The following is a 25,791-nucleotide window of genomic DNA, read 5'->3' on the forward strand; positions in this document are numbered from 1 at the left end:
TCGGTGGTGTGGCCGCCGACTCCCGCGCACAGCGGGGATCGTGGTGGGGGCAGGCAGCGGCGCGGGCGCCGTCCGGCCGGTGCCGTCTGTGGCGAACGTGTACCGGGGAACCGGCCGGGGCGGACTGTTGCGCCGTCACACAAATGCCGCGGTCCTTTTCATGCAAGGAGAAGAAGTGCGACCATCCCGGTCAGCCAGACGCTGCGGAATAGCGGCCACCGTTGTGGCCATGGGAACTGTGCTCTGCGTGGGGGCAACGGCCGCTCCGGGGTACGCCCGGGACCTCGGTCCCGTCCTCAACGCCGGAAGTGACGAGGCGATACACGAGAGTTACCTCGTCCTGTTCGAGGAGGGGAAGCAGCCGGATCTCGCCGGCAGGTACGGCGTGCGGGTGCAGAAGAGATACGACCACGCGCTGAACGGCGCGCTGGTCGAGGCCGACGAGGCGCAGGCGCGGCGGCTGGCCGCCGATCCGTCCGTGCGTCTGGTGGAGCAGAACACCACGGTGCGGCGGCCGGTTCCGGGCACGGCGACGCAGACGGCCCCGCTGTCCTGCGGGCTCGACCGGCTCGACCAGCCGGCGCTGCCGCTCGACGGTTCCTACTCCCACCCGCGCCACGCGGCCGCCGGAGTGGACGTCTATCTGCTCGACACCGGCATCGACTACGACCACCCCGATCTCCGGCCGCGCGTCAAGCCCGGTTTCGACGCCTTCGGCGGGGACGGCAGCGACGACCACGGCAACGGCACCCACATGGCCGGGATCATCGGCGGCACCGAGCACGGAGTGGCCAAGAAGGCCACGCTGATCCCCGTGAAGGTGCTCAACGCGGAGGGCGGCGGCACCCTGGACGGGGTGCTGGCGGGGATCGACTGGATCACCGAGCACGCCGAGGGCCCGTCGGTGGCCAACGTCGTGATCGGCGCTCCCGCCAGTGAGGTGCTCGACGAGGCGGTGCGCAACTCCATCGCCGCCGGGGTCACCTACACGATGTCCGCGGGAGCCAGCACCGACGACGTCGCCAACTCCTCCCCGGCACGGGTGGCCGAGGGCATCACCGTCGGCTCCTCCGACTGCGCCGACCAGGTCGCCTCCTTCAGCAACTACGGCGAGGGGCTGGACCTCTACGCCCCCGGGGTGGACATCACCTCCGCCTGGCCGGGCGGCGGAACGCGGACCCAGTCCGGCACCTCCGTCTCCTCGGCGCACGCCGCCGGGGTGGCCGCGCTCTTCCTGGGCGGACACCCGAGAGCCACCCCGGCCGGGGTGGCCAGGGCCCTGGACTGCGCCGCCGTGGCGGGCGCCCTGACCGGGGTGCCGACCGCGGGCACCCCCAACAAGCTTCTCCAGCTGGTCCCGGCGGGCGACCGCCGCTGCCCGGACGGGGCGTTCCGGACGTTCGCACGGCACCGGGAGGGACGTTGCTGACCATCGAGGAGCTCGTGAAGTGCTACCGGGGCGGCACCCGGGCCAACGACGGCGTCAGCCTGCGGGTCGGGGCCGGCGAGGTGGTCGGTCTCCTCGGGCACAACGGAGCCGGCAAGACGACGCTGATCAACCAGGTGGCCGGACTCGCGGTGCCGACGTCCGGCACCATCAGGGTCGACGGCTGCGACCCGGTCGCGGAGCCCGCCAGGGTCCGCCGGATGGTCTCGGTGATGCCCCAGGCCCACGCGCCGCTGACCGGTGTGACGCCGCGGCAGGCCATCAGGACGATGGCCCGGATCCGGGGGCTGGGCAAGCAGGCCGCCGCCGCGCGGACCGCTGAACTGATCGAGGCGCTGGATCTCGGTGCCTGGGCCGACACCACGGGAGAACGCCTTTCCGGAGGCGTCCGGAGGCTGACGGCCTTCGGCATGGCCGCGGCCGAACCCGGCCGGGTCGCCATGCTCGACGAGCCGACCAACGACGTGGACCCGGTCCGCCGGAGGCTGCTGTGGGAGCAGATCCGTGAACTCGCCAACCGGGGCAGTGCCGTGCTGCTCGTCACCCACAACGTGATCGAGGCCGAGCGGAGCGTGGACCGCATCGTGGTGATGGGGTCCGGCAAGGTCCTGGCGGAGGGCACGGCCGCGCAGCTGCGCTCCCGGGCCGTCGGCGAGCTCAGGCTGGAGCTGACGGCGGCGACCGCCGGCTCCCTCCCGGAGCTGCCCGGTCACCTTCCCACCGCGGGCCCGCCGCTGCACAGCTCCCGGCGGCTCGCGGTCCCCATCGACGCGGACGCGGCCTCGGCGGCGCTCGCCTGGGCGCAGCAGCTCCGTGCCGCGGGGGAGATCGATGAGTTCGCGCTCGTGCCGGTCGGCCTGGAGGACGTGTATCTGCAGCTGGTCGGCAGCGAGGCCGCCTCCGGCACCGACGAGGAGGAGGAGCGCGGTGAGCCACTGGCTGCGTAGTTACGGACTGCTGCTGGGATGGACGGCGCTGCGCAGCCGCGCGACGCTGCCCCTCAACCTCATCATCCAGACCTGCCTCGCGGTGGGCATCATCATCGGCTTCGGGTACCTGGTGCCGGAGATGGACGACGCCACCGCGCTGTACTTCGCTACGGGCGCCCCGGTGCTGGGGCTCATCACCGTCGGCATGGTGATCGGGCCGCAGGAGGTCGCCTCCTCGAAGCAGGAGGGCATCTTCGACTTCAACCGGTCGCTGCCGGTGCCCAGAAGCGCTCTCATCGCCTCGGACGCCACGGTGGCGCTGCTCACCGCGCTGCCCGGCATGCTGGCCGCTCTCGTGGTCGCCGGTCTGCGGTTCGACCTGTCCCTCGACATCAGCCCCCTGGTCCTTCCCGCGGTCCTGCTGACGGCGTTCACCGCCATCGGCCTCGGATACGGGATCGGGTACGGGATGGCGCCGCCGGCGGCCCGGATGATGTCGCAGCTGGTGGTCTTCGTGGCGCTGATGTTCTCGCCGATCACCTTCCCGGCGTCCCGGCTGCCCGACTGGTTCGGGACCGTGCACACGGTGCTGCCGTTCCAGTACATGGCCGAGGCCGTCCGCGACACGCTCAACACCCCGGCGGGCGGCGTCTCCTTCGTTCCCTTCGCCGTTCTGGCCCTCTGGTCCCTCGCCGGATTCCTCATCACCTACCGGACGATGTCCCGCAGGCCCTGAGCCCCCCGCGGGCGAGGGGCCACAACGCGGCGGGCAGCGGCTCCACGACGCCCTCCTCCCTCGGCACGGCCCGTTCCCGGATCTCGGACCGCTCCGGGCCGGAGGGCCATTCGCGGAAGCGCCGGAACAGCATCGGCACACCCCGGGCGACGGAGATGTCGGCACTGTCCATGGCCTGCAGATGCACATGCGGCTGGGTCGAGTTGCCGGAGTTCCCGCAGTCGGCGATGTGCTCGCCCTCCACCACCCGCTGGCCGGCGGACACGCGGACGGAGCCGGCCTTGAAGTGCGCCAGGGCGACGAAGGGGCCGTCCGGTGCCAGCGCGATGATCACGTGGTTGCCGGCGATGGCGTGCACCCCCTGGCGCAGCCGTGACCCCTGGCCCAGGGCGTAGGGGACCAGGGCGAGTTGTGAGCGCCGGGCCTCGTGGTCGGGTTCGGCGTCGTGGACCGCGACGACCGTGCCGCCGACCGGGGCCAGGATCGGCAGGCCGAACGCGTGGAAGAGCTCCGGCGGTTCGGTGGCCAGGAAGGTCCGCCAACTGCGGCTGCCGGCCGTCCGGTGCCGGCCGTCCACGGCGATAAAGTCGATGGCGTAGCGGCCGCCGAGCAGATCGGTCCCGTGGCTCGGGACCTGCCGGGCCGGGCTGTTCCTGGCGCGCCACAGCCCGGTGAAGGGCATCGAGACCACGACCCCTCCGTCCTCCGGATTCTGGGCGGGGTGGTCTCCGGGCCGGCCGGCGACCACCCCGCCCAGGGCGAGCGCGGTGGTGCCGACCGCGAGGGTGCGGGCGACGAAGAGCCTGCGTGAGGAGTCGTCACCCGGTTCCGGCGCGCCCGGGGACGCGTGGGGGCCGTCCGGCGGCGGGACGGAGTGGCGGGTGGCGGCCCGGCGGGCGGCGGCCCGGCGGAGCAGGGGGCGGACCAGCTCGCCCAGGAGCAGCGCGAGGGTGAGGTACAGCAGCAGGGGCAGCCAGACAGCGGCCACTTGGGCGGAGAGGCGGCTGAGACCGGAGGGAAGCTCGGCGGGCCCGGCGGCCAGCACGGCGGCGGTGGTCGCCGCGAAGAGCCACAGCAGCACCGTGCCGGCGCGGCGCCACCGGCTGCCCTCGGGCGCGACGTCCCGGACCAGACGCCGGAACAGATACCAGTGGACGGCCGCCAGGAGGAAAAGGATGAGAAGGGCGTTCAGGAGTAACAGGACCATGTCGGTGAACTTCCGTTCGTGGGGTTGCCGCAGCGGTGTCAAGTATGACGGCCCGTATCGCCCCGTTGGCAGACGGAAGCGATCGCCGGGCTTCAAAGAATGGGCATTCTTCTAGTCCTCCGGCGGCCGGCGCCCGGCTCGCGGTGCGGTGCACGGTGTTGCGCCGGGTATTTCCGCAGGTCAGGCAGTGCTTCGGGTTCCGGAATGCTGGCGGGATCGCGTCCCGGGCCTTCCGGAGCCGACCGTTGACAGGCGCTGTTCGGGTGGATGAGCATGTCGTTCAATATCGAAGGTGCGAACGGGTGCGGCCCTCGGGACCGGGGGCGTGCACGTGGTTCCCTCCCATGGTGAGTTGCGGCGTGACTATTTCGATACGGGGGATTTGCATGGGAAATCGGGGTGCTTTCGGACTCGTGCTCCACGGTCTGCTGAGCCATGCCGCCGCCATTGCCACGGCTGGCGTCTGTGCGGGACATCTGTGCAGGCCAGAGCTGTTATCGGGGTTGCCGGGCCCCGGTGGTCGCAGTACCTTCGCCGGCTGTTGACGGGGAATTCCACAGAATTCCGTCCGGGTTCGGAGTGATCCGACCACGCTCATGCGCACGGCCCCGGAACAGTCCACGGTGACTGTCGCGGGACAAGGGTCCGGACATTTCGTCCGGCAGTGGTTACCCCTTGGTCGGGGCCGGGAGCGCACATCACCTCTTGACTTCTGGGGATTGCGGCCTTGAGTACTTCTCGTGACTCAGCAGAAAACCTCCCTGCCTTCCCGGAAGGCCGGCGGGTCGAGATTTCCTACCCGATGTCACCCACGCAGCAGGGCATTCTGTTCCAGGCCCGCCACGGGGAAAAGGCCGGTCTATACCACGTGCAGGCCGTATTTGAGATCGCGCAGGATCTCGACCTCGACGCCTTTCGCCGGAGCTGGCAGCACGTCGCGGAGCGGCACGCTGTGCTGCGCACGGGCATCGTGGACCGCGCGGGTGAGGAACCGCTCCAGACGGTCCGGGAGGAGGTGGAGGTCCCCCTCGTCCACGAGGACTGGAGTTCCCTGGAGGAGGCGCAGCTCGCGGAGCGGCTGAGGGACCGTCTGCGGCACGACCTCGAACAGGGCTTCGACCTGACGCGGGCGCCGCTGTGGCGGCTCCATGTCGCCCGGCTGGGGCCGGCGCGCTACGAGGTCCTCTGGAGCCTTCACTACCTCCTGATGGACGGGCGGAGCCAGGCCGCGGTGGTGCGCGAGGTCGAGCGGACCTACGCGTCCCTGGTCTCGGGGGCGTCCCCGGACCTGCCGGCCGTGCCGCCCTTCGGGGAGTACATCGACTGGCTGGGACGCCAGGACGCCGACGGCGCCGAGACATTCTGGCGGGAGGAGCTGCGGTCGGTCTCCCCGGCCGGCCCCCTCCCCGTCGAGCGCCGGCTCCCCGCCGGCGGGGAGCCGGCCGGGGACGTGCCGGCCGTGGCCGCGTACGCGCAGGTGCCCCTCGCCCTGGACGGGGCGGAGACCGCCGCGCTGCGCGCCGCCGGGCAGCGGCACGGCCTGAGCCTCGGCACGCTCGTCCGGGGCGCCTGGGCCTTTCTCCTGAGCCGCTACCAGGGCACCGACGAGGTGGTCGTGGGCGCCACCACCCCCGGCCGTCCCGCCGGACTGCCCGGTGCCGGGGACATGGTCGGGCTGTTCATCAACACGCTCCCCCTGCGGGTCCGCGTGCCGGCCTCGGAGGGCTGGGCGGAGTGGATGCGGGGTCTGCAGCGGCAGTACGAGCAGATCCGGGCACACGAGCACAGCCCCCTGCTGCGGATCCAGCAGTGGAGCGGGATCGGTTCGGGCGAGTCGCTTTTCACCAGCGTCGTGTTGGTGGAGGACGACCCCGGTGACGACAGCCGCGACGACTGCGGAAACACCCGCGGGACCGGGGAGACGGCGACCCGGAGCCGGCCCTTCCGGATGGTCCGGGTCCGGGAGGAGAGCCACGCCGCCTACCCCCTGAGCCTCGTGGCCACCCCCGGAGAGCGCCTGACCCTCACGGTCCACTACGACACCCGGCGCTTCGAGGCGGCGACAGCCGAGAGGGCGGCGGACCACCTCCGCAGAATCCTCGCGGAGCTGGTGGACCGGCCGGACGCCCGCCTGGGGCAGCTGAACCTCCTCGCTCCGGAGGAGTTCTCCCGGCTCGTCCACACCTGGAACGACACCGACACGCCGTACTCGCAGGACCTCTGCATCCACCAGCTGTTCGAGCGCCGGGCCGCGGAGGCCCCGGACGCGCCGGCCCTGCTGTTCCGGGACGAGCGCTGGACCTACCGGGAGGTCAACGAGCGGGCCAACCAGGTGGCCCACCACCTCCGGCACCTGGGGATCGGCCGCGGGGACCAGGTCGCGATCCTGACGGAGCGCTCCGCGGAGATGATCCCCGCGCTCCTGGGAGTCCTGAAGGCCGGCGCCGCCTATGTCCCCCTGGACCCCGGAGCGCCCGTCAGACGATGGCACTGGATCACCGGCTCGCTGAAGGCCACGTGCGTCCTGACCCAGCACGCCTTCGTGGACCGCCTGCTGTCCGCCGGCCCCCTGCCGGACCTCGCGCACATCCTCTGCCTGGATCCGCCCGGCGACGGCGACGGCGACGGCGACGTCTTCCCGGCCGGCGGCCCGTGCGCCGTCCACTCCCGGGCCGGGACCGACGCCATGCCCACGGACGACCTCCCCCGGCAGGGCACACCCCAGGACCTCGCCTACACCATCTTCACCTCGGGCTCCACCGGAACCCCCAAGGGCGTCGCGGTGGCGCACTTCCCGGCGGTCAACCTGATCGAGTGGGTCAACAACACCTTCGCGGTGGGACCGGACGACCGCGTCCTCTTCGTCACCGCCCTCACCTTCGACCTCTCCGTCTACGACGTCTTCGGCATCCTCGCCGCCGGCGGATCCATCCGCGTGGCCTCCGACGAGGACATCCGGGAGCCCGCGAACCTGCTGCGCCACCTCGCGGACGAACCCATCACCTTCTGGGACTCCGCGCCCGCCGCCCTCATGCAGCTCGTCCCCCTGCTGCCCACGGACGGCGACGGCGCGCACCGGGTCGTCTCCCGCTCGCTGCGCCTGATCTTCATGAGCGGGGACTGGATCCCGGTGCACTCGCCCGACCTGATGCGGACGGTGTTCCCCGAGGTCCAGGTCGTCGGCCTGGGCGGCGCGACCGAGGCGACGGTCTGGTCGAACTTCTTCCCCATCGGCACGGTCGACCCGGCCTGGCCGAGCATCCCCTACGGCAGGCCCATCCAGAACGCGCGCTACTACGTCCTCGACGAGAGCATGCGCCCCTGCCCGGTCGACGTGCCCGGCGACCTCTACATCGGCGGCCTCTGCCTCAGCTCCGGCTACGCGAACGAACCCGCGCTGACGGCGTCCAAGTACCTCCCCTCGCCCTTCGCCGGCACGCCCGGTGAACGTCTCTACAAGACGGGTGACATGGCGCGGTGGCGCCCGGACGGGAACCTGGAGTTCCTGGGCCGCACCGACTCACAGGTCAAGATCCGCGGCTACCGCATCGAACTCGGCGAGATCGACAGCACGCTGAGCGAGCACCCCGCCGTCCAGGACGCGGCGACGATCGTCCGCGAGGACCGGGCCGGCGACCGGTCCCTGGTGTCGTACGTGGTGCTGCACCCGCAGCGCGCCCGCGCGGCCGTCCAGGAGGACGGGGACAGGGACGGGGACAAGGACGGCGACTCCCTGGCCGGCCGGCGCATCGACCGCTGGCGCGAGGTGTACGACGCCTTCGACCCCGGCGCGGCCGAGGACTCCGAGGACGGCAACGACTTCTCCGGCTGGAACAGCAGCTACACCGGGCTGCCCATCCCCCTGGAGGAGATGCGTTCCTGGCAGCAGGACACGGTGGAGCTGATCCGCGGCCACGACCCGCGCACGATCCTGGAGATCGGCTGCGGCACCGGCCTGCTGCTGTTCCCGCTCGCCCCCGGATGCCGGCGGTACTACGGCACCGACTTCTCCGCCTCCGCCCTCGACGCCGTCCGCCGCCGCCTGGAGAACCATCCGGAGCTGCGGGACACGGTCGTCCTGCACCGCGCGGAGGCCGACGCCCTCGACGGCCTGGACCCGGAACCGGTCGACACGGTCGTCATCAACTCCGTCATCCAGTACTTCCCCGGCATCGACTACCTGCTCCGCGTCGTCGAGGGGGCGCTGTCCCGCGTCGCCGACGGCGGGCGGATCGTCATCGGGGACGTCCGCAGCCTCCCTCTGCTCGACGCCTTCCACGCGAGCGTCGAGGCGGAGCGCGCGCCCGGGGCCACGACCCGCGGGCAGCTGTGGGAGCGCGTCCGGGAACGGGTGCAGCAGGAGGAGGAGCTGACCCTCGACCCGGCGTTCTTCCGCGACTGGGCCGCCCGCACCGGCCGCATCCACCGGGTGGAGATCCGGCCGAGCGGAGGCCGCCACCGCAACGAGATGTCGATGTTCCGCTACCAGGTGGTGCTGCACGTCGGCGACCCCGCCCGGAACGCGGCCGCCCGGCCGGCGCCGGAGGGCACGGAACTCCACTGGACCGCCGAGGGCCTCACCCTCCCCGGGCTGCGGAAGCTGCTGGCCGGTGACCGGCCCGCACGGCTCCGGCTGCGCGGCGTCCCGAACGCGCGGGTCGAGGAAGCGGTCCGCACGCTCCGCTGGCTGACGGCGGACTCCGGCTCCGGACCGGAGACGGCCGAGGACTGGCGCGCCCGGGACCGGGCGGCCGAGGGCGTCGACCCCGAGGACATCCGGGACCTCGCCGGGCAGGCCGGCTACCGCGCGGCTCTCGACTGGAGCCGGCACGGCGCGGACGGCCGCTTCGACGCGCTGCTGACCCGCGAGGGCACCGAACCGGAGCCCGACGAGGAGGAGTCCGTCTCCCCGGCCGCCCCGGAGCAGGAGGCCCCCGACTGGTCGGAGTACGCCAACCAGCCGCTGAAGGCGGAGATCCGGCACCTGCTGCTGCCCCGGCTCCACACCCATCTGGCCGAGCGGCTCCCCGGCTACATGCTGCCCTCCGACCTCGTGGCGCTCGACACCCTGCCCGTCACCTCCAGCGGCAAGCTCGACCGCCGCGCCCTGCCGGCCCCGCAGGCCTCCGGCTCCGACGGGTCGGCCCCCCGGGTGCCCGCCCGGAACACCACCGAGGCCCTGCTGGTCTCGATGTGGGAGCAGATCCTGGACCGCTCGCCCATCGGCGTCCTCGACAACTTCTTCGAACTGGGCGGGCACTCCCTCCTCGCCGTCCAGCTCGTGGCCCGGATCCGGCAGGTGTTCTCCCTGGACGTGCCGGTCCGCCTCTTCTTCGACCTGCCGACGATCGCCGAGGTCGCCCGCGAACTGCAGCGGCGCCAGGAGGAACTGCAGCCGCGGCAGGGGCCCCCGCTCACCCCGGTCCCCCGCGGCCGCCCGCTGCCGGCCACCTTCGACCAGCAGCGGCTCTGGTTCATCGACCGGCTGAGCCCCGGAACCACCTCCTACACGGTCAACTGGCTCATTCCGCTCCCGGCGGCCATCGGCACCCCGGTGGTCCGTGACGCGCTGGCCGAGATGACGCGGCGCCACGAGACGCTGCGCACGACGTTCCGCGAGGAGGACGGCCGGGTCTGGCAGATCGTCGCGGACGCCGGGCCGGTCGGACTGCCGGTCAGCGATCTCTCCGGACTCCCCGCCGAGCAGAGCGAGCAACGGGCGCGGGACGAGATCCGCCAGTGGTGGGACCAGCCCTTCGACCTGGTCCGGGGCCCCCTGCTGCGTGCCCGGCTCATCAAGCTGCCGGACGCGGAGCAGGTGATCGCGCTCAGCGCCCACCACATGGTGTTCGACGGCTACTCCATCGGCCTCTTCGGCCGGGAGTTCGTGGAGATCTGCCGCGCCCTGGCCGACGGCGAACCCTCCCCGCTGCCCGATCCGGACATCCAGTACGCCGACTACGCGGCGTGGCAGCACAGCCGGCTGGAGGAGGACGGGCTCCAGTTCCACCTGGACTACTGGAAGGAACAGCTCACCGGGGCACCGGAACTGCTCACGCTGCCCACCGACTTCCCCCGGCCGGACGAGCAGAGCCTCAAGGGCGACTTCCTGCGGCGGCAGCTGTCGCCCGAGAGCACGCGGCACGTCGCGCAGCTGAGCCGCGAGTACCAGGTGACGCACTACATCACCCTGCTCAGCTGCTACGCCGTGTTCCTGTCCCGGTACAGCGGGCAGGACGTCGTGGTCATCGGTGTGCCGATCGCCAACCGCAACCGCGTCGAGCTGGAATCCATGATCGGGTTCCTGGTCAGCACCGTCGCCCTCCGCGTGGACCTCAGCGACAACCCGAGCTTCGAGGACGTCCTGCTCCAGGTCCGCAAGCAGCTCTTCGACGCCCAGAGCCACCAGGACGTCCCCTTCGAGCGGCTCGTCGAGGCGCTGGCCCCGACGCGCAGCCTCGGGTACAACCCCGTCTTCCAGGCGATGTTCGCCGACGAGAGCCTGCCCCTCCTGGACCACGTCGCGGACCTGGTCCGGCCGAAGCCGTGGATGCACGAGCTGATCGCCCAGGGCATGAGCGTCGGCGTCGCCCGGTTCGACCTCACCCTCATGATCCAGGCCGCTCCCGAGGGCACCCACTTCGGGTTCGAGTACAGCACCGACCTGTTCCGGGAACCGACGGTCGCGCGCATGGCCGACCACTTCGCGGCACTGCTGGACTCCGCCCTGGCGGACCCCGGGCAGCGTGTGCGCCACCTGCCGATGACGGGCGAGACCGAGCGCCGGCAGCTCGTCGACACGGGGCACGGGACCCGCGGCGGGCGGACCTCTGCGCCCGCCCCCCTGACGGAGCTGTTCGCGGAGCGGGTGCGGCGGTGTCCGGACCGGGTGGCCGTGGTGTCGGGTGACGCGCAGGTGAGTTATGCGGCGCTGGACCGGTGGTCGAACCGGTTGGCGCGGTTGCTGCGGGAGCGGGGTGTGGGGCGGGAGAGCGCGGTGGGGCTGTGTGTGCCGCGTTCGGTGGAGATGGTCGTGGGTGTGCTGGGGATTGTGAAGGCCGGCGGGGCGTATGTGCCGCTGGATCCGGCGTATCCGCGGGAGCGGCTGGCGTTCATGGTGGAGGATGCCGGGCTGTCCCTGGTGCTGGCGGAGGAGTCGGTGCGCGGGGTGCTGCCGGAGTCCGGTGCGCCGGTGCTGGCGGTGGGGGAGGTGTGGGCGGAGCTGGAGCGGTGGTCCGGTGAGCCGGTGGAGCCGGCCGGCGGCTGCGACGACCTGGCGTATGTGATGTACACCTCCGGGTCCACCGGCCGGCCGAAGGGCGTGGCCGTCACCCACGCCGATGTGGCGGCGCTCGCCTCGGACAGCCGCTTCGCCCGGGGCCACGAGCGCGTCCTGCTGCACTCCCCGCAGGCCTTCGACGCCTCCACCTACGAGTTCTGGGTGCCGCTGCTGTCCGGCGGCCGGATGGTGATCGCGCCGGAGGGATCGGTCACCCCGGAGGTGCTGCGGGACACCGTGGCGACGCACTCCGTCTCCGCCCTCTGGCTGACAGCGGCCCTGTTCCACCTGTTCGCCCAGGAGGACCCGGGCTGTCTCAGCGGCCTCGGCGAGGTGTGGACCGGAGGCGACGCGGTCCGGGCCGAGGCGGTCCGGCGGGTGCGCGCCGCCTGCCCGGACCTCACCGTGGTGGACGGCTACGGGCCGACGGAGACGACGACCTTCGCCACCAGCCACCGGATCGAGCCGGGGGCCGAGGTGCCGGCCACGGTGCCGATCGGCCGGCCGCTCGACGACATGCAGGTGTTCGTCCTCGACGGCCTCCTGCAGCCCGTCCCGGCCGGCGTCACCGGCGAACTCCACATCGGTGGTGCGGGGCTGGCGCGGGGGTATCTGGGGCGGCCGGATCTGACGGCCGAGGCGTTCGTGGCGAACCCGCACGGTGCGCCGGGAAGCCGCCTGTACCGGACCGGTGACCTGGCGCGGCTGCTGCCCGACGGAAACGTCGACGTGCTGGGCCGGGTCGACGACCAGGTCAAGATCCGCGGCTTCCGGGTGGAACCCGGCGAGATCGAGGACGCCCTCACCGGCCACCCCGGGGTGCGCGGCGCCGCGGTCCTCGTCCACCGGCAGGGCGACAGCAAGCGCCTGGTGGCGTATGTGGTGTTCCGGGACGGTGTGGTGGCGGGGGAGGAGTTGCGGTCGTTCCTGGGGGAGCGGTTGCCGGCGTACATGGTGCCGGGGGTGTTCGTTCCGCTGGAGGTGCTGCCGCTGAGTCCGAACGGGAAGGTGGACCGGCGGGCTCTGGCGGGGTTGCCATGGGAGGAGTACGCGGGGGCGGAGCGGGAGTTCACGGCGCCGCGTACGGAGGTGGAGGAGCAGCTGGCGCTGATCTGGCGGGAGGTGCTGGGCACCGGCCGGCCGGTGGGGGTGCACGATGACTTCTTCTCGCTGGGCGGGGATTCGATTCTGAGTCTTCAGGTGATTTTCCGGGCCCGGCAGGTGGGTCTGCATTTCACGGTGAAGCAGTTGTTCCGGTATCAGACGGTGGCGGCTCTGGCGCCGGTGGTGGAGCGGCAGGAGGCTCCGCGGGTGCGGGCGGAGCAGGGTCCGGTGTCGGGTCCGGTGGAGTTGACGCCGATTCAGCGGTGGTTCTTCGCGCAGGATTTTGTGCGGCCGGGGCATGTGAACCAGTCGGTGCTGGTGGAGGTGGACGCGGGGGTCGCTGCGGGGTCGTGGGAGCGGGTGGTGCGGCGGCTGCTGGAGCATCATGACGGTCTGCGGGCGCGGTTCTTCCGGGAGGACGGTGTTTGGCGGTCGGAGCTGGCCGCGGCGGTGGAGTCGGTGCCGTGGCGGGTGCACGATCTGTCGTCGTATCCGGCCGGTGAGCGCCGGCAGCGGCTGACGGAGGAGGCCGGGCGCGTCCAGGCGAGCATGGACCTGGCCGGGGGGCCGCTCTTCCGCGCCGTCCTCTTCACCGGCCTGGAAGACGGCACCCACCGGCTGCTGCTCGTCGCCCACCACCTCGTCATCGACGTGGTGTCCTGGCGGATCCTCCTCGAAGACCTCCAGACCCTGCTCGAACAGGCCCGTCAGGAGCAGGAGTTGGTGCTGCCGGCGAAGTCGAGTTCGTGGCGGGAGTGGGCCGCGCGGCTGGCGGAGGAGGCGCTGGGCGCGGAGACGGCCGGGGAGGTGGCGTACTGGAGTGAGCAGTGCGCGGGTCCGGTGGCGGAGCTGCCGCTGGACGGTCCGGTGGACGGCAACACGGTCGGTGCCGGCCGGGTGGTCGAGGCGGTGCTCGGGGCGGAGGAGACGGGTGCTCTGCTGCGGGAGGTGCCGGCGGTGTTCGGTACGCGGGTCAATGACGTTCTGCTGACGGGGGTGGCCTCGGCGGTCGGTGCGTGGGCGCGTGGTGGTCATGTGCGGGTGGATGTCGAGGGGCACGGCCGGGAGGACCTGTTCGGGGACGTGGACGTCTCGCGGACGACGGGCTGGTTCACCACGGTTTCCCCGCTGCGGTTGCCGGTTCCGGCGCCGGACGCGCCGGGAGAGGGCCTGAAGCGGATCAAGGAACTGCTCCGCGGCCGGCCGCGGCAGGGCATCGGCTACGGCCTGCTCGCCCACGGCCCGGAGGACACCGCCCTCGGCGGAGCCCCCGGTGCGCAGCTCAGCTTCAACCACCTGGGCCAGTTCGACGGCTCCTTCGCCGGCAGCTTCGCCGCCTCCCTGGGTGAGGCCGGCCCCGACTGGGCCCCGGAGAACCGGCGCCCGTACCTGATCGACATCGTCAGCAGTGTGCAGGACGGCGAGCTGCGGATGCAGTGGACCTACAACGGCACCGCCCACCGGGAGGAGACGATCCGGCGGGTCGCCGAGCGGACCCTGGAGACCCTGCGGCAGCTCGTCCGCGAGGCCCGGCGTCCGGGAGCGGTCGGCTACACCCCGTCCGACCTGCCGCTCAGCGGCCTGTCGCAGGAGGGGGTCGACGAACTCGTCGACGATCTGCGCGCACAGCCCGCCTGGCGGGAGAGCCGGTCACCGCGCCCCCTGGAGGACTGCTATCCGCAGACGCCCGTCCAGCAGGGCCTGTGGTTCCAGAGCCAGTTCGCCGGAAGCGAGGGCGTCTACCACGTCCAGCTGATCCTGGGCATCGATCAGGAGCTGGATGCCGGGGCGTTCCGGCGGGGCTGGGCGGAGGTCATGCGGCGTCACCCGATCCTGCGGACCTCCTTCCGCGCCGCGGTCGAGGGCGGTGGTGACGGGCTCCAGCTGGTCTGGTCGGATCTGCCGGTGCCGCTGCGGGAGGAGGACTGGCGCTCCCGCGGCGCCGACGAGCAGCGGGAGCTGCTGGAGGAGTATCTGCGGCAGGACCGGGTCCGGGGCTTCGAGCCGCAGGACGCGCCGCAGTGGCGGATGTTCCTGGCCCGGCTGGCGGACGACCGCTACGAGCTGGTGTGGAGCGCGCACCACGCCATCCTGGACGGCTGGAGCATCAGCCTGATCCTGAACGACGCCGTCCAGTGGTACGGCGTGTTCGCCGACGGCCGCCCGCGCGAGGAGAGCCCCACCCGGCCCTACCGCGACTACGTCTCCTGGCTCGGGGAGCAGGACCTGCGCCGGGCCGAGGACTACTGGCGCGACACCCTCCACGGCGTCGACCAGGCCACCCCCCTCGACATCGAGCGGCACGCGGACCCGCACGCCCCGTCCCCCGAGCAGAGCGGCCAGGCCGAGACCGATGTCTTCTTCGACGCCGAGGACACCGCACGGCTGCAGAAGCTCGCCCAGGACAACCGGCTGACTCTCAACACCGTGCTGCAGGGCTGCTGGGCGCTGCTGCTCGGCCGCTACACCAGCCGGGACGACGTGGTCTTCGGAACGGTCGTCTCGGGACGCCCCTCCGAGATCGAGGGCATCGAACGCACGGTGGGCCTGTTCATCAACACACTGCCGCTGCGCGTGCGGCTGCCGCAGGACAGCACCGTCCTCGCCTGGCTGCGGGAGCTGCAGGAGCAGAACCTGCGGATGCGCCAGTACGAGTACAGCCCGCTGGGCGCGGTCCAGCAGTGGAGCGGGCTGCCCGTGGGCGCCCCCCTCTTCGAGAGCCTTTTCGTCTTCGAGAACTACCCGGTGGAGAAGGACGACACCGCCGCCCTGCGCTTGGACCTCACCCGGTCCGAGGAGCGCATCAACTACCCCCTGGGCATCGTCGCGACCGTTCCGGACGCCCGGCTGCGGATCCTGGTGCAGTACGACACCGGCCGCTTCGAACAGCAGGCGATCGAACGGACGCTCGGTCATCTCCGCAACGTCTGCTCGCACATCGCCCGGGACCCGGGGGCGCGCCTGGGCGAGATCACCGTCCTCACGGACGAGGAACGCCGGCAGATCCTCCAGCAGGGGAGTTCAGCGGCCGGGCAGACGCCGGCCGACGAGGACTTCGACCTGTCGGACTTCGCCGCGGGTATCGCGACCGACGAGGAGCGCGAGCTCCTCGAACAACTCCTCGCGGAGGTCCAGGGCACATCGCCGCCCGGCGACCTCCAGTCCCGTATCCCGAGTGCCCGACCGGCTACCGAGACGAGTGAGAACCATGAGTGAACTGCTTCCCCAGCTGGAGAACCTGACCGCGGAGCAGCAGGCGCTCGTGCGCCGCCGGCTCCGGGACCTCAAGCAGCGGGCGAGCCGGCCGGCGCCCTTCCACGAGCTGTTCGCGGAGCGGGTGCGGCGGTGTCCGGACCGGGTGGCCGTGGTGTCGGGTGACGCGCAGGTGAGTTATGCGGCGTTGGACCGGTGGTCGAACCGGTTGGCGCGGTTGCTGCGGGAGCGGGGTGTGGGGCGGGAGAGCGCGGTGGGGCTGTGTGTGCCGCGTTCGGTGGAGATGGTCGTGGGTGTGCTGGGGATTGTGAAGGCCGGCGGGGCGTATGTGCCGCTGGATCCGGCGTATCCGCGGGAGCGGCTGGCGTTCATGGTGGAGGATGCCGGGCTGTCCCTGGTGCTGGCGGAGGAGTCGGTGCGCGGGGTGCTGCCGGAGTCCGGTGCGCCGGTGCTGGCGGTGGGGGAGGTGTGGGCGGAGCTGGAGCGGTGGTCCGGTGAGCCGGTGGAGCCGGCCGGCGGCTGCGACGACCTGGCCTATGTGATCTACACCTCCGGGTCCACCGGCCGGCCGAAGGGCGTGGCCGTCACCCATCGCGGCTTCCGCAACATCGCGCGGTGGCAGCACGACAACTACGGCCTGGACGATCCCCAGCGGGTGCTGCAGGGCACCTCCCCCAGTTTCGACATCTCGGTGTGGGAGTTCTGCACGGCGCTGCTGTCCGGCGGCACGCTGGTGCTGCCGCCCCCCGACCTGAAGATGATCGGCTCCGACCTCGCCGAGCTGCTGATCGAGCAGGGCGTGCAGAACATCAGCCTGACCCCGGCAGCGCTCTCCACCCTGCCCGAGGAGTCCCTGCCCCACCTGCGCTGCATCTCCGTCGGCGGTGAGGCCTGCCCCCTCGACCTCGTGCGGATCTGGGCCCCCGGCCGCAGCTTCTTCAACGGCTACGGACCCTCCGAGGCCACCATCGCCGTGAGCGTCGCCCGGTACGGGCCGGAACTGGAACGCGTCCACATCGGCCGCCCCCTGGGCGGGGCGCAGATGTACGTCCTCGACTCCCGCCTCCAGCTCCAGCCGGTGGGGGTGGCCGGGGAGCTCTACGTCGGTGGTGCGGGGCTGGCGCGGGGGTATCTGGGGCGGCCGGATCTGACGGCCGAGGCGTTCGTGGCGAACCCGTACGGTGAGGCGGGCGACCGCCTGTACCGGACGGGCGATCTGGCGCGGCTGCTGCCCGACGGGAACATCGAGTTCCTCGGGCGGGTCGACGACCAGGTCAAGATCCGCGGCCACCGGATCGAACTGGGCGAGATCGAGGACGCCCTCACCCGCCACCCCGGCGTGCGCAGCGCCGCCGTGCTCGCCCACGGGGACGGTTCCTCGAAACGCCTGGTGGCGTATGTGGTGTTCCGGGACGGTGTGGTGGCGGGGGAGGAGTTGCGGTCGTTCCTGGGGGAGCGGTTGCCGGCGTACATGGTGCCGGGGGTGTTCGTTCCGCTGGAGGTGCTGCCGCTGAGTCCGAACGGGAAGGTGGACCGGCGGGTTCTGGCGGGGTTGCCGTGGGAGGAGCATGCGGGGGCGGAGCGGGAGTTCACGGCGCCGCGTACGGAGGTGGAGGAGCAGCTGGCGCTGATCTGGCGGGAGGTGCTGGGCACCGGCCGGCCGGTGGGGGTGCACGATGACTTCTTCTCGCTGGGCGGGGATTCGATTCTGAGTCTTCAGGTGATTTTCCGGGCCCGGCAGGTGGGTCTGCATTTCACGGTGAAGCAGTTGTTCCGGTATCAGACGGTGGCGGCTCTGGCGCCGGTGGTGGAGCGGCAGGAGGCTCCGCGGGTGCGGGCGGAGCAGGGGCCGGTGTCGGGTCCGGTGGAGTTGACGCCGATTCAGCGGTGGTTCTTCGCGCAGGATTTTGTGCGGCCGGGGCATGTGAACCAGTCGGTGCTGGTGGAGGTGGACGCGGGGGTCGCTGCGGGGTCGTGGGAGCGGGTGGTGCGGCGGCTGCTGGAGCATCATGACGGTCTGCGGGCGCGGTTCTTCCGGGAGGACGGTGTTTGGCGGTCGGAGCTGGCCGGTGCGGTGGAGTCGGTGCCGTGGCGGGTGCACGATCTGTCGTCGTGTCCGGCCGGTGAGCGCCGGCAGCGGCTGACGGAGGAGGCCGGGCGCGTTCAGGCGAGTATGGACCTGGCCGGGGGGCCGCTCTTCCGCGCCGTCCTCTTCACCGGCCTGGAAGACGGCACCCACCGGCTGCTGCTCGTCGCCCACCACCTCGTCATCGACGCCGTGTCATGGCGGATTCTGCTGGAGGACGTCGGCTCCCTGGCGGAGCAGCTGAGCCAGGAGCAGGGCCAGGAGCAGGGCCAGGAGCAGGGCCAGGAGCAGGGCCAGGAGCAGGGCCAGGAGCAGGAGTTGGTGCTGCCGGCGAAGTCGAGTTCGTGGCGGGAGTGGGCCGCGCGGCTGGCGGAGGAGGCGCTGGGCGCGGAGACGGCCGGGGAGGTGGCGTACTGGAGTGAGCAGTGCGCGGGTCCGGTGGCGGAGCTGCCGCTGGACGGTCCGGTGGACGGCAACACGGTCGGTGCCGGCCGGGTGGTCGAGGCGGTGCTCGGGGCGGAGGAGACGGGTGCTCTGCTGCGGGAGGTGCCGGCGGTGTTCGGTACGCGGGTCAATGACGTTCTGCTGACGGGGGTGGCCTCGGCGGTCGGTGCGTGGGCGCGTGGTGGTCATGTGCGGGTGGATGTCGAGGGGCACGGCCGGGAGGACCTGTTCGGGGACGTGGACGTCTCGCGGACGACGGGCTGGTTCACCACGGTTTCCCCGCTGCGGCTGCCGGTTCCGGCGCCGGACGCGCCGGGAGAGGGCCTGAAGCGGATCAAGGAACTGCTCCGCGGCCGGCCGCGGCAGGGCATCGGCTACGGCCTGCTCGCCCACGGCCCGGACGGAACCACCGGCGACACCGGCACCACCGGCGACACCGGCACCGGCACCGGCCCCGGCGCGGCTCTGCGCGGGGCGGGCGTCTCGCAGCTCAGCTTCAACCACCTGGGCCAGTTCGACGGCTCCTTCGCCGGCAGCTTCGCCGCCTCCCTGGGCGAGGCCGGCCCCGACATGGCCCCGGAGAACCACCGCCCGCACCTGATCGACATCGTCAGCAGTGTGCAGGACGGCGAGCTGCGGATGCAGTGGACCTACAACGGCACCGCGCACCGGGAGGAGACGATCCGGCGGGTCGCCGAGCAGACCCTGGAGACCCTGCGGCAGCTCGTCCGCGAGGCCCGGCGCCCCGGAGCGGTCGGCTACACCCCGTCCGACCTGCCGCTCAGCGGCCTCTCCCAGGAGGGGGTCGACGAACTCGTCGACGCCCTGCGCGAACAACCCGCCTGGCAGCAGGCCACGTCGGCCCGCCCCCTGGAGGACTGCTATCCGCAGACGCCCGTCCAGCAGGGCCTGTGGTTCCAGAGCCAGTACGCCCGCGGCGAAGGCTTCTACCACGTCCAGAACGTCCTCCGGATCGATCAGGAGCTGGATGCCGGGGCGTTCCGGCGGGGCTGGGCGGAGGTCATGCGGCGTCACCCGATCCTGCGGACCTCCTTCCGCGCCGCGGTCGAGGGCGGTGGTGACGGGCTCCAGCTGGTCTGGTCGGATCTGCCGGTGCCGCTGCGGGAGGAGGACTGGCGCTCCCGCGGCGCCGACGAGCAGCGGGAGCTGCTGGAGGAGTATCTGCGGCAGGACCGGGTCCGGGGCTTCGAGCCGCAGGACGCGCCGCAGTGGCGGATGCTGCTGGCCCGGCTCGCGGACGACCGCTACGAGCTGGTGTGGAGCGCGCACCACGCCATCCTGGACGGCTGGAGCATCAGCCTGATCCTGAACGACGCCGTCCAGTGGTACGGCGTGTTCGCCGACGGCCGCCCGCGCGAGGAGAGCCCCACCCGGCCCTACCGCGACTACGTCTCCTGGCTCGGGGAGCAGGACCTGCGCCAGGCCGAGGACTACTGGCGCGACACCCTCCACGGCGTCGACCAGGCCACCCCCCTGAACCCCGGGCCGCACCAGGACACCACGAGCGACGACCCGGCGGAGGGCCGGGCGGAGGGCCCGGCCCCGTACGCGTGGGCGGAGGCGTTCCTCGACGAGGAGGAGACCGCCGGGCTGCAGCAGTTCGCGCAGCACCACCGCCTCACCCTCAACACCGTGCTGCAGGGCTGCTGGGCACTGCTGCTCGGCCGCTACGCCCGCACCGACGACGTGGTGTTCGGAACGGTCGTCTCGGGACGCCCCTCCGAGATCGAGGGCGTCGAACGCATGGTCGGCCTGTTCATCAACACGCTCCCCGTGCGCGTGCGGCTGCCGCAGGACAGCACCGCCCTCGACTGGCTGCGGGAGCTGCAGGAGCAGAACCTGCGGATGCGCCAGTACGAGTACAGCCCGCTGGGCATGGTGCAGCAGTGGAGCGGGCTGCCCGCGGGCGCCCCCCTCTTCGAGAGCCTCTTCGTCTTCGAGAACTACCCGGAGGGCGACGACGGCGGTGAGCCGGCGCTGCGCTGGAAGGCGCTCGGCTCGCAGGAGCAGACCCACTACCCGGTCAACACCGTGATCACCGTGGGCGAGCGGATCGGCGCCAACATCCTCTACGACACGCGGCGGTTCGACGCCCGGACGGTCGAGGCGATGCTCACGCACCTGCGGCAGATCTGCCGCGAGCTGGTGACGGAGCCGCAGCGGAGCCTCGCCCGGGTCACGATGCTCACCGGGGCCGAGCGCGCGCGGGCCCTGGAGGAGTGGAGCACCGACACCACGTCACCCGCCGGGGCCGTCTTCTTCCACGAACTCGTCGAGCGGCAGGCCGAGCGGACCCCCGACTCGGTCGCGGTGGTCCACGAGGACGGGCACCTCACCTACGCCGAGCTGGACGGCCGCGCCAACCGGCTCGCCCACTGGCTGCGGGACCGCGGGGTCGGCCCCGACGTCCTGGTCGGCCTGTGCGCGGACCGCTCGCTGGAGGGCATCGTCGGCCTGCTGGGCATCCTCAAGGCCGGCGGCGGCTACGTCCCCATCGACCCCCGCCACCCCCTCGACCGCATGGCGTACGTCGTCGGGGACGCCGGGCTGCGGCTGATGCTCACGCAGGAGCACCTGCTGCCGAAGCTGCGGGAACTGCGGGAACTGCCGGAGGGAACGGCCGGCGAGCTGCGGACGCTCTGCCTGGACTCCGAGTGGTCCGCCGTCGCCGACGAGCCGGACACGGCGCCGTCCACGCCCCTCACCCCGGAGAACCTCGCCTACATCATCTACACCTCCGGTTCGACGGGACGGCCGAAGGGCGTCATGGTCGCCCACCGGTGCCTGGGACACCTGGTGCCGTGGATCCGCCGCCACCCGTGCTTCGACCGGCGGCAGAACGTCCTCCAAGTGGCCTCCACCAGCTTCGACTTCTCCGTCTGGGAAATCCTCCTGCCGCTCATGACCGGCGGCACGCTCCACATTCCCGGCGCCGGTGTGCGCATGATCGGCGCCGACCTGCGGCACGCCCTGGACGAGCGGGCCATCGAGAGCCTGAACTTCACACCGGGCGCGCTGGCCACCCTGCCGGCGGACGCCCCGCTGCCGCATCTGCGCACGCTCGTCGTCGGCGGTGAGGCGTACTCGGCCGACCTCATCCGGACCTGGGCGCCCGGCCGTACCTTCTTCAACGTCTACGGGCCCACCGAGACCACGGTCTTCGCCACCGGAGCGCCCACCGACGAGCACCTGGACGTCCTCCACATGGGCCGGCCGATCACCAACGCGCGGCTCTACGTCCTCGACCCGTATCTGCAGCCGGTGCCGCCCGGGGTGCCCGGCGAGCTGTACATCGGCGGCGCCGGTGTGACCCGGGGCTATCTGGGCCGCCCCGACCTGACGGCCGAGAACTTCGTCGCGGACCCCTTCGGGGACGAGCCCGGCGCCCGCCTCTACCGCAGCGGGGACCTGGTGCGGTACCTGCCCGACGGGAACATCGAGTTCGTCGAGCGCGTCGACGGCCAGGTGAAGATCCGCGGCTTCCGGATCGAGCTGGGCGAGATCGAGACGGTACTGGAGCAGCATCCGCTGGTGCGCACCTGCGCCGTGCTCGCCCAGCCCGACGGCCCGGGCAAGCGCCTGGTCGCCTATGTGGTGCCGGACGGGGACACCCCGGACACCCCCGACACCGCCGGGACGCTCCGGGCCCACCTGCGGGAACGCCTGCCGGCCTATATGGTCCCCTCGGCGTTCGTCCTCCTCGGCGAACTGCCCCTCAACAGCAACGGCAAGCTGAACCGCCGGGCGCTGCCGCTGCCCGAGGACGGGCCGGCGTCCGCGCTGCCGGCGCACGCGCTGCCGCGGACGGCGACCGAGGCGAAGCTGGCCGGGATCTGGGAGGAGGTCCTGGGCCACGACTCCGTCGGCGTCCACGACGACTTCTTCGCCCTGGGCGGACACTCGCTGCTCGCGGTGAAGGTGACGGCGCGCGTCCAGCAGGCCTTCGGCGTCGAACTGCCCGTCCGGGCACTGTTCGAGCAGCCGGCCCTGTCCCGGGTCGCCGCCGAACTGGACGCCCTGCTGGCGGAACGGCAGCCGTTCCCCACCCTCCCCCTGGTCCCGGCGGGGCGCGACGAGCCCGTTCCCGCGACGTTCGACCAGCAGCGGCTGTGGTACATGGACCGCCTGCACCCGGACAGCCCGCTCTACACGGTGGGCTGGCTCCTCCACCGGCCCGCCGCGGTGGACCCGGACCGGCTCCGGCGCGCGCTCGGCGAGCTGATCGAACGCCACGAGATCCTGCGGACCACCTTCCGCGAGAGCCGCGGACGGGTGTGGCAGGAGATCGCGGAGACCGGCACCGTCGCCCTCACCGAGACCGACCTGTCGGCCGAGCCGCCCGAGCGGCGGCCGGAGTCGGTGCAGGCCGCCGCCCGCGAGCTGTGGCAGCAGACCTTCGACCTCACCCGGGGGCCGCTGTTCCGCACCCTGCTCGTCCATCTGTCCGGCACCGAGGCGCTGCTGGTCTTCAGCGCGCACCACGCGATCTTCGACGGCTCCTCGGTCGGCATCCTCAACCAGGAACTGCTGCGGATCTACGAGGCCCTCGCCGAGGACGGCACCGGCGGCCCCCTGCCCGACCGCCCGGCCGTCCAGTACGCCGACTACGCGGTCTGGCAGCAGCAGTGGCTCGACGAGGAACGCCTGCGCCCGCACCTGGAGTTCTGGAAGGAGCACCTGGCGGACGCGCCCGCGCTGATCTCGCTGCCCACCGACCACCCCCGGCCGGCGGTCCAGGACTTCCGGGGCGCCAACCTCACCCGGGCCCTGCCGCCGGAACTCACGGGGCGGCTGCGCGAGGTGAGCGGTGAGCACCGGACGACGGAGTTCGTCACCCTGCTGAGCGCCTTCGCCGTGCTGCTCTCCCGCCACAGCGGGCAGGACAAGGTGGTCATCGGCATCCCGGTCGCCAACCGCGGCCGCGTCGAGACCGAGCCGATGATCGGGTTCCTGGTCAACACGATCGCCCTGTGCGTGGACCTGTCCGGCGACCCGGACTTCGCGGACGTCCTCCAGCAGGTGCGCTGGAAGCTTCTGGAGGCGCAGAGCCACCAGGAGGTGCCGTTCGACCGCATCGTCGAGGAGCTGAAGCCCGAGCGCAGCCTGAGCTACAGCCCTGTCTTCCAGGTGATGTTCACCGGGCTGGACAAGCTCTTCGAGGACCTCCCGGAGGGCGCCGGGGAACCCGCCTGGATGCACGATGTGACGGACGAGGGCATCGGCGTCGCCAAGTTCGACCTGGGCCTCAGCGTCCAGCAGCGGAACGGCGAGCTGCGCTGCACCTTCGAGTACAGCACCAACCTCTTCGAGAGCGGCACCGTCGCCGGCCTGGGCGAGCGTCTGCTGACCCTGCTCGACGCGGCCCTGGACGCGCCGCGGACGCCCGTCGCCCGGCTCCCGCTGCTGGCGGACGGCGAGCGGCGGCGGATCCTGGAGGCGCGGAACGCCACGCACGACGAGGACACCCTGCGGCCGGTGTGCCTCCACGAGCTGTTCGCGGAGCAGGTCCGCCGGTCGCCCGACCGGATCGCGCTGTCCTTCGAGGACCAGCAGCTGAGCTACGCCGCGCTGGACCGGCGGGCCAACCGGCTGGCGCGGACGCTGCGCGGCCACGGAGTCGGCCCGGAGACGCGGGTCGGGGTCTGCATGCACCGCTCCGCCGACCTGGTGACGGGCCTGCTGGCCGTCCTCAAGGCGGGCGGCGCCTATGTGCCGCTGGACCCCGACCACCCGCGGGAGCGGATCGCCCACGTGGCCGGCGACGCCCGGATCGGGGTGGTCCTGGCGGAGCCCGGCACCCGGGACCGGCTCGGCCCGCTGGACGGCCGGGGCGTCACCGTCGTCGAACTGGGCGGCGACGACACCTCCTGGCTCGACGCGAGCCCCGACCCGCTGGACACCCCGGCCGGCCCGGACAACCTCGCCTACGTCATCTACACCTCCGGCTCCACCGGCCGCCCCAAGGGGGCGATGCTGTCGCACCGCGGCATCACCAACCGCCTGCTGTGGATGCAGGACGCCTACGGCCTCAAGGAGCACGACCGCGTCCTGCAGAAGACCCCGTACAGCTTCGACGTCTCCGTCTGGGAGTTCTTCTGGCCGCTGATCACCGGGGCGCAACTGCACCTCGCGCGGCCCCAGGGGCACCGGGACCCGTCCTACCTGGCCGGGCTGATCGAGGAGCAGGCCATCGGCGTCCTCCACTTCGTGCCCTCGATGCTGCAGGCCTTCCTGCAGCAGCAGGACGCGGCGCCGCGGTGCCGCGGGGTGCGGCACGTGGTGTGCAGCGGGGAGGCCCTGCCCCCGGAGGTGCGGGACACGTTCCGGCGGCTGCTGCCGGACACCCGGCTGCACAACCTCTACGGGCCCACCGAGGCCTCCGTCGACGTCAGCTTCTGGGACTGCGGGGACGACCCGGACGGGACCGGTGTGCCCATCGGCCGACCGGTGGCCAACACCCGGCTGTACATCCTGGACGAGCTGATGGAACCGGTGCCCGACGGCGTCATCGGGGAGCTGTACATCGGCGGCGTCCAGCTGGCCCGCGGCTACCTGGGCCGCCCGGACCTGACCGCCGAGCGCTTCGTCGCCGACCCCTTCGGCCCCGGCCGCCTCTACGCGACGGGCGATCTGGCCCGGTACCGGCCCGACGGCGTCATCGAGTACGCGGGGCGCCGGGACAACCAGATCAAGATCCGCGGCTACCGCATCGAGATCGAGGAGATCGAGGCCGTTCTGGCCGACCACCCGGCCGTCCGGTCGTGCCTGGTGGTGGTGCACGAGGTGACCTCCGCCGACAAGCGGCTGACCGCCTTCCTGACCCGGGAGGCCGGCCGGGAGGTGTCCGAGGAGGAGCTGCGGGCGCATCTGCTGAGCCGGCTGCCGGAGTACATGGTGCCCGCCTACTTCGTGCCGCTGGAGGAGTTCCCGCTCACCGCCAACGGCAAGGTGGACCGCAAGGCGCTCCCGGCGCTGCCGGAGATCGCGCGCCGGGCCCAGGCGGACGGGAACCACGTCGAACCCCGGACGGACACGGAGAAGGCGCTGGCGGAGATCTGGGCCGGGCTGCTGGACCTGGACCGGGTGGGCATCCGCGACGACTTCTTCACCCTCGGCGGCCACTCGCTGCTCGTGGCGTCCATGGCGACCGAGGTCCAGGACAGGTGGGGCGTACCGCTCATGCTCACCACGGTCTTCCAGCACCGGACGGTCGAGGCGCTCGCGCAGGTCATCGAGGAGAGCGCCGAGGAGGGCGACAGCGGGGAGGAGGACGCGGCGGAGCTGTTCGACCTGCTCTGACCCCCCCCCGCACCGACACGTCGTCC

Annotated in this window: 6 protein-coding genes; 5 read left to right on the forward strand and 1 reads right to left on the reverse strand. The window is 72.2% G+C overall.

What is annotated here, in order from left to right; all coding sequences use genetic code 11:
• The first annotated feature begins 229 nt into the window (after positions 1-229).
• The 3 genes from KBZ10_RS13825 to KBZ10_RS13835 are packed head-to-tail and all read left to right on the forward strand — an operon-like array spanning position 230 to position 3,112.
• Positions 230-1,429 (forward strand): S8 family peptidase, encoded by a 1,200-nt coding sequence (locus KBZ10_RS13825; RefSeq protein ID WP_247702329.1) that lies wholly within the window; start codon positions 230-232, stop codon positions 1,427-1,429.
• Entirely contained in the window at positions 1,423-2,394 is a 972-nt protein-coding gene (locus tag KBZ10_RS13830; RefSeq protein WP_210987896.1) for an ABC transporter ATP-binding protein, read from the forward strand. Before KBZ10_RS13825 ends, KBZ10_RS13830 begins: the two co-directional genes overlap by 7 nt.
• A complete protein-coding gene (locus tag KBZ10_RS13835) occupies positions 2,375-3,112 on the forward strand; it encodes an ABC transporter permease (protein WP_210987897.1) in 738 nt (245 codons plus the stop codon). Before KBZ10_RS13830 ends, KBZ10_RS13835 begins: the two co-directional genes overlap by 20 nt.
• Here the strand turns inward: KBZ10_RS13835 and KBZ10_RS29425 are convergent.
• Complete coding sequence (locus KBZ10_RS29425) at positions 3,081-4,319, reverse strand: M23 family metallopeptidase (RefSeq protein ID WP_247702330.1); 1,239 nt, start codon at positions 4,317-4,319, stop codon at positions 3,081-3,083. The two genes, KBZ10_RS13835 and KBZ10_RS29425, sit on opposite strands and share 32 nt — an antisense overlap.
• Positions 4,320-5,121: 802 nt before the next feature.
• Here KBZ10_RS29425 and KBZ10_RS13845 point away from each other — a divergent pair.
• Together KBZ10_RS13845 and KBZ10_RS13850 are read left to right on the forward strand one after the other, a co-directional pair.
• Positions 5,122-15,918, forward strand: coding sequence for a non-ribosomal peptide synthetase (locus KBZ10_RS13845; RefSeq protein ID WP_210987898.1), 10,797 nt, complete (start codon positions 5,122-5,124; stop codon positions 15,916-15,918).
• Positions 15,911-25,765, forward strand: a complete 9,855-nt coding sequence (locus KBZ10_RS13850; protein ID WP_210987899.1) for a non-ribosomal peptide synthetase — start codon at positions 15,911-15,913, stop codon at positions 25,763-25,765. Before KBZ10_RS13845 ends, KBZ10_RS13850 begins: the two co-directional genes overlap by 8 nt.
• Positions 25,766-25,791 lie beyond the last annotated feature (26 nt).

The organism is Streptomyces sp. F63 (genome assembly GCF_018070345.1).
Taxonomy (GTDB): Bacteria; Actinomycetota; Actinomycetes; order Streptomycetales; family Streptomycetaceae; genus Streptomyces.

Excerpts from the sequence above, each read along its gene's own strand:
- KBZ10_RS13825 (WP_247702329.1), top strand. The coding sequence starts at position 230 with ATGGGAACTGTGCTCTGCGTGGGGGCAACGGCCGCTCCGGGGTACGCC.
- KBZ10_RS13845 (WP_210987898.1), top strand. The coding sequence starts at position 5,122 with ATGTCACCCACGCAGCAGGGCATTCTGTTCCAGGCCCGCCACGGGGAA.
- KBZ10_RS29425 (WP_247702330.1), bottom strand. The coding sequence starts at position 4,319 with ATGGTCCTGTTACTCCTGAACGCCCTTCTCATCCTTTTCCTCCTGGCG.
- KBZ10_RS13850 (WP_210987899.1), top strand. The coding sequence starts at position 15,911 with ATGAGTGAACTGCTTCCCCAGCTGGAGAACCTGACCGCGGAGCAGCAG.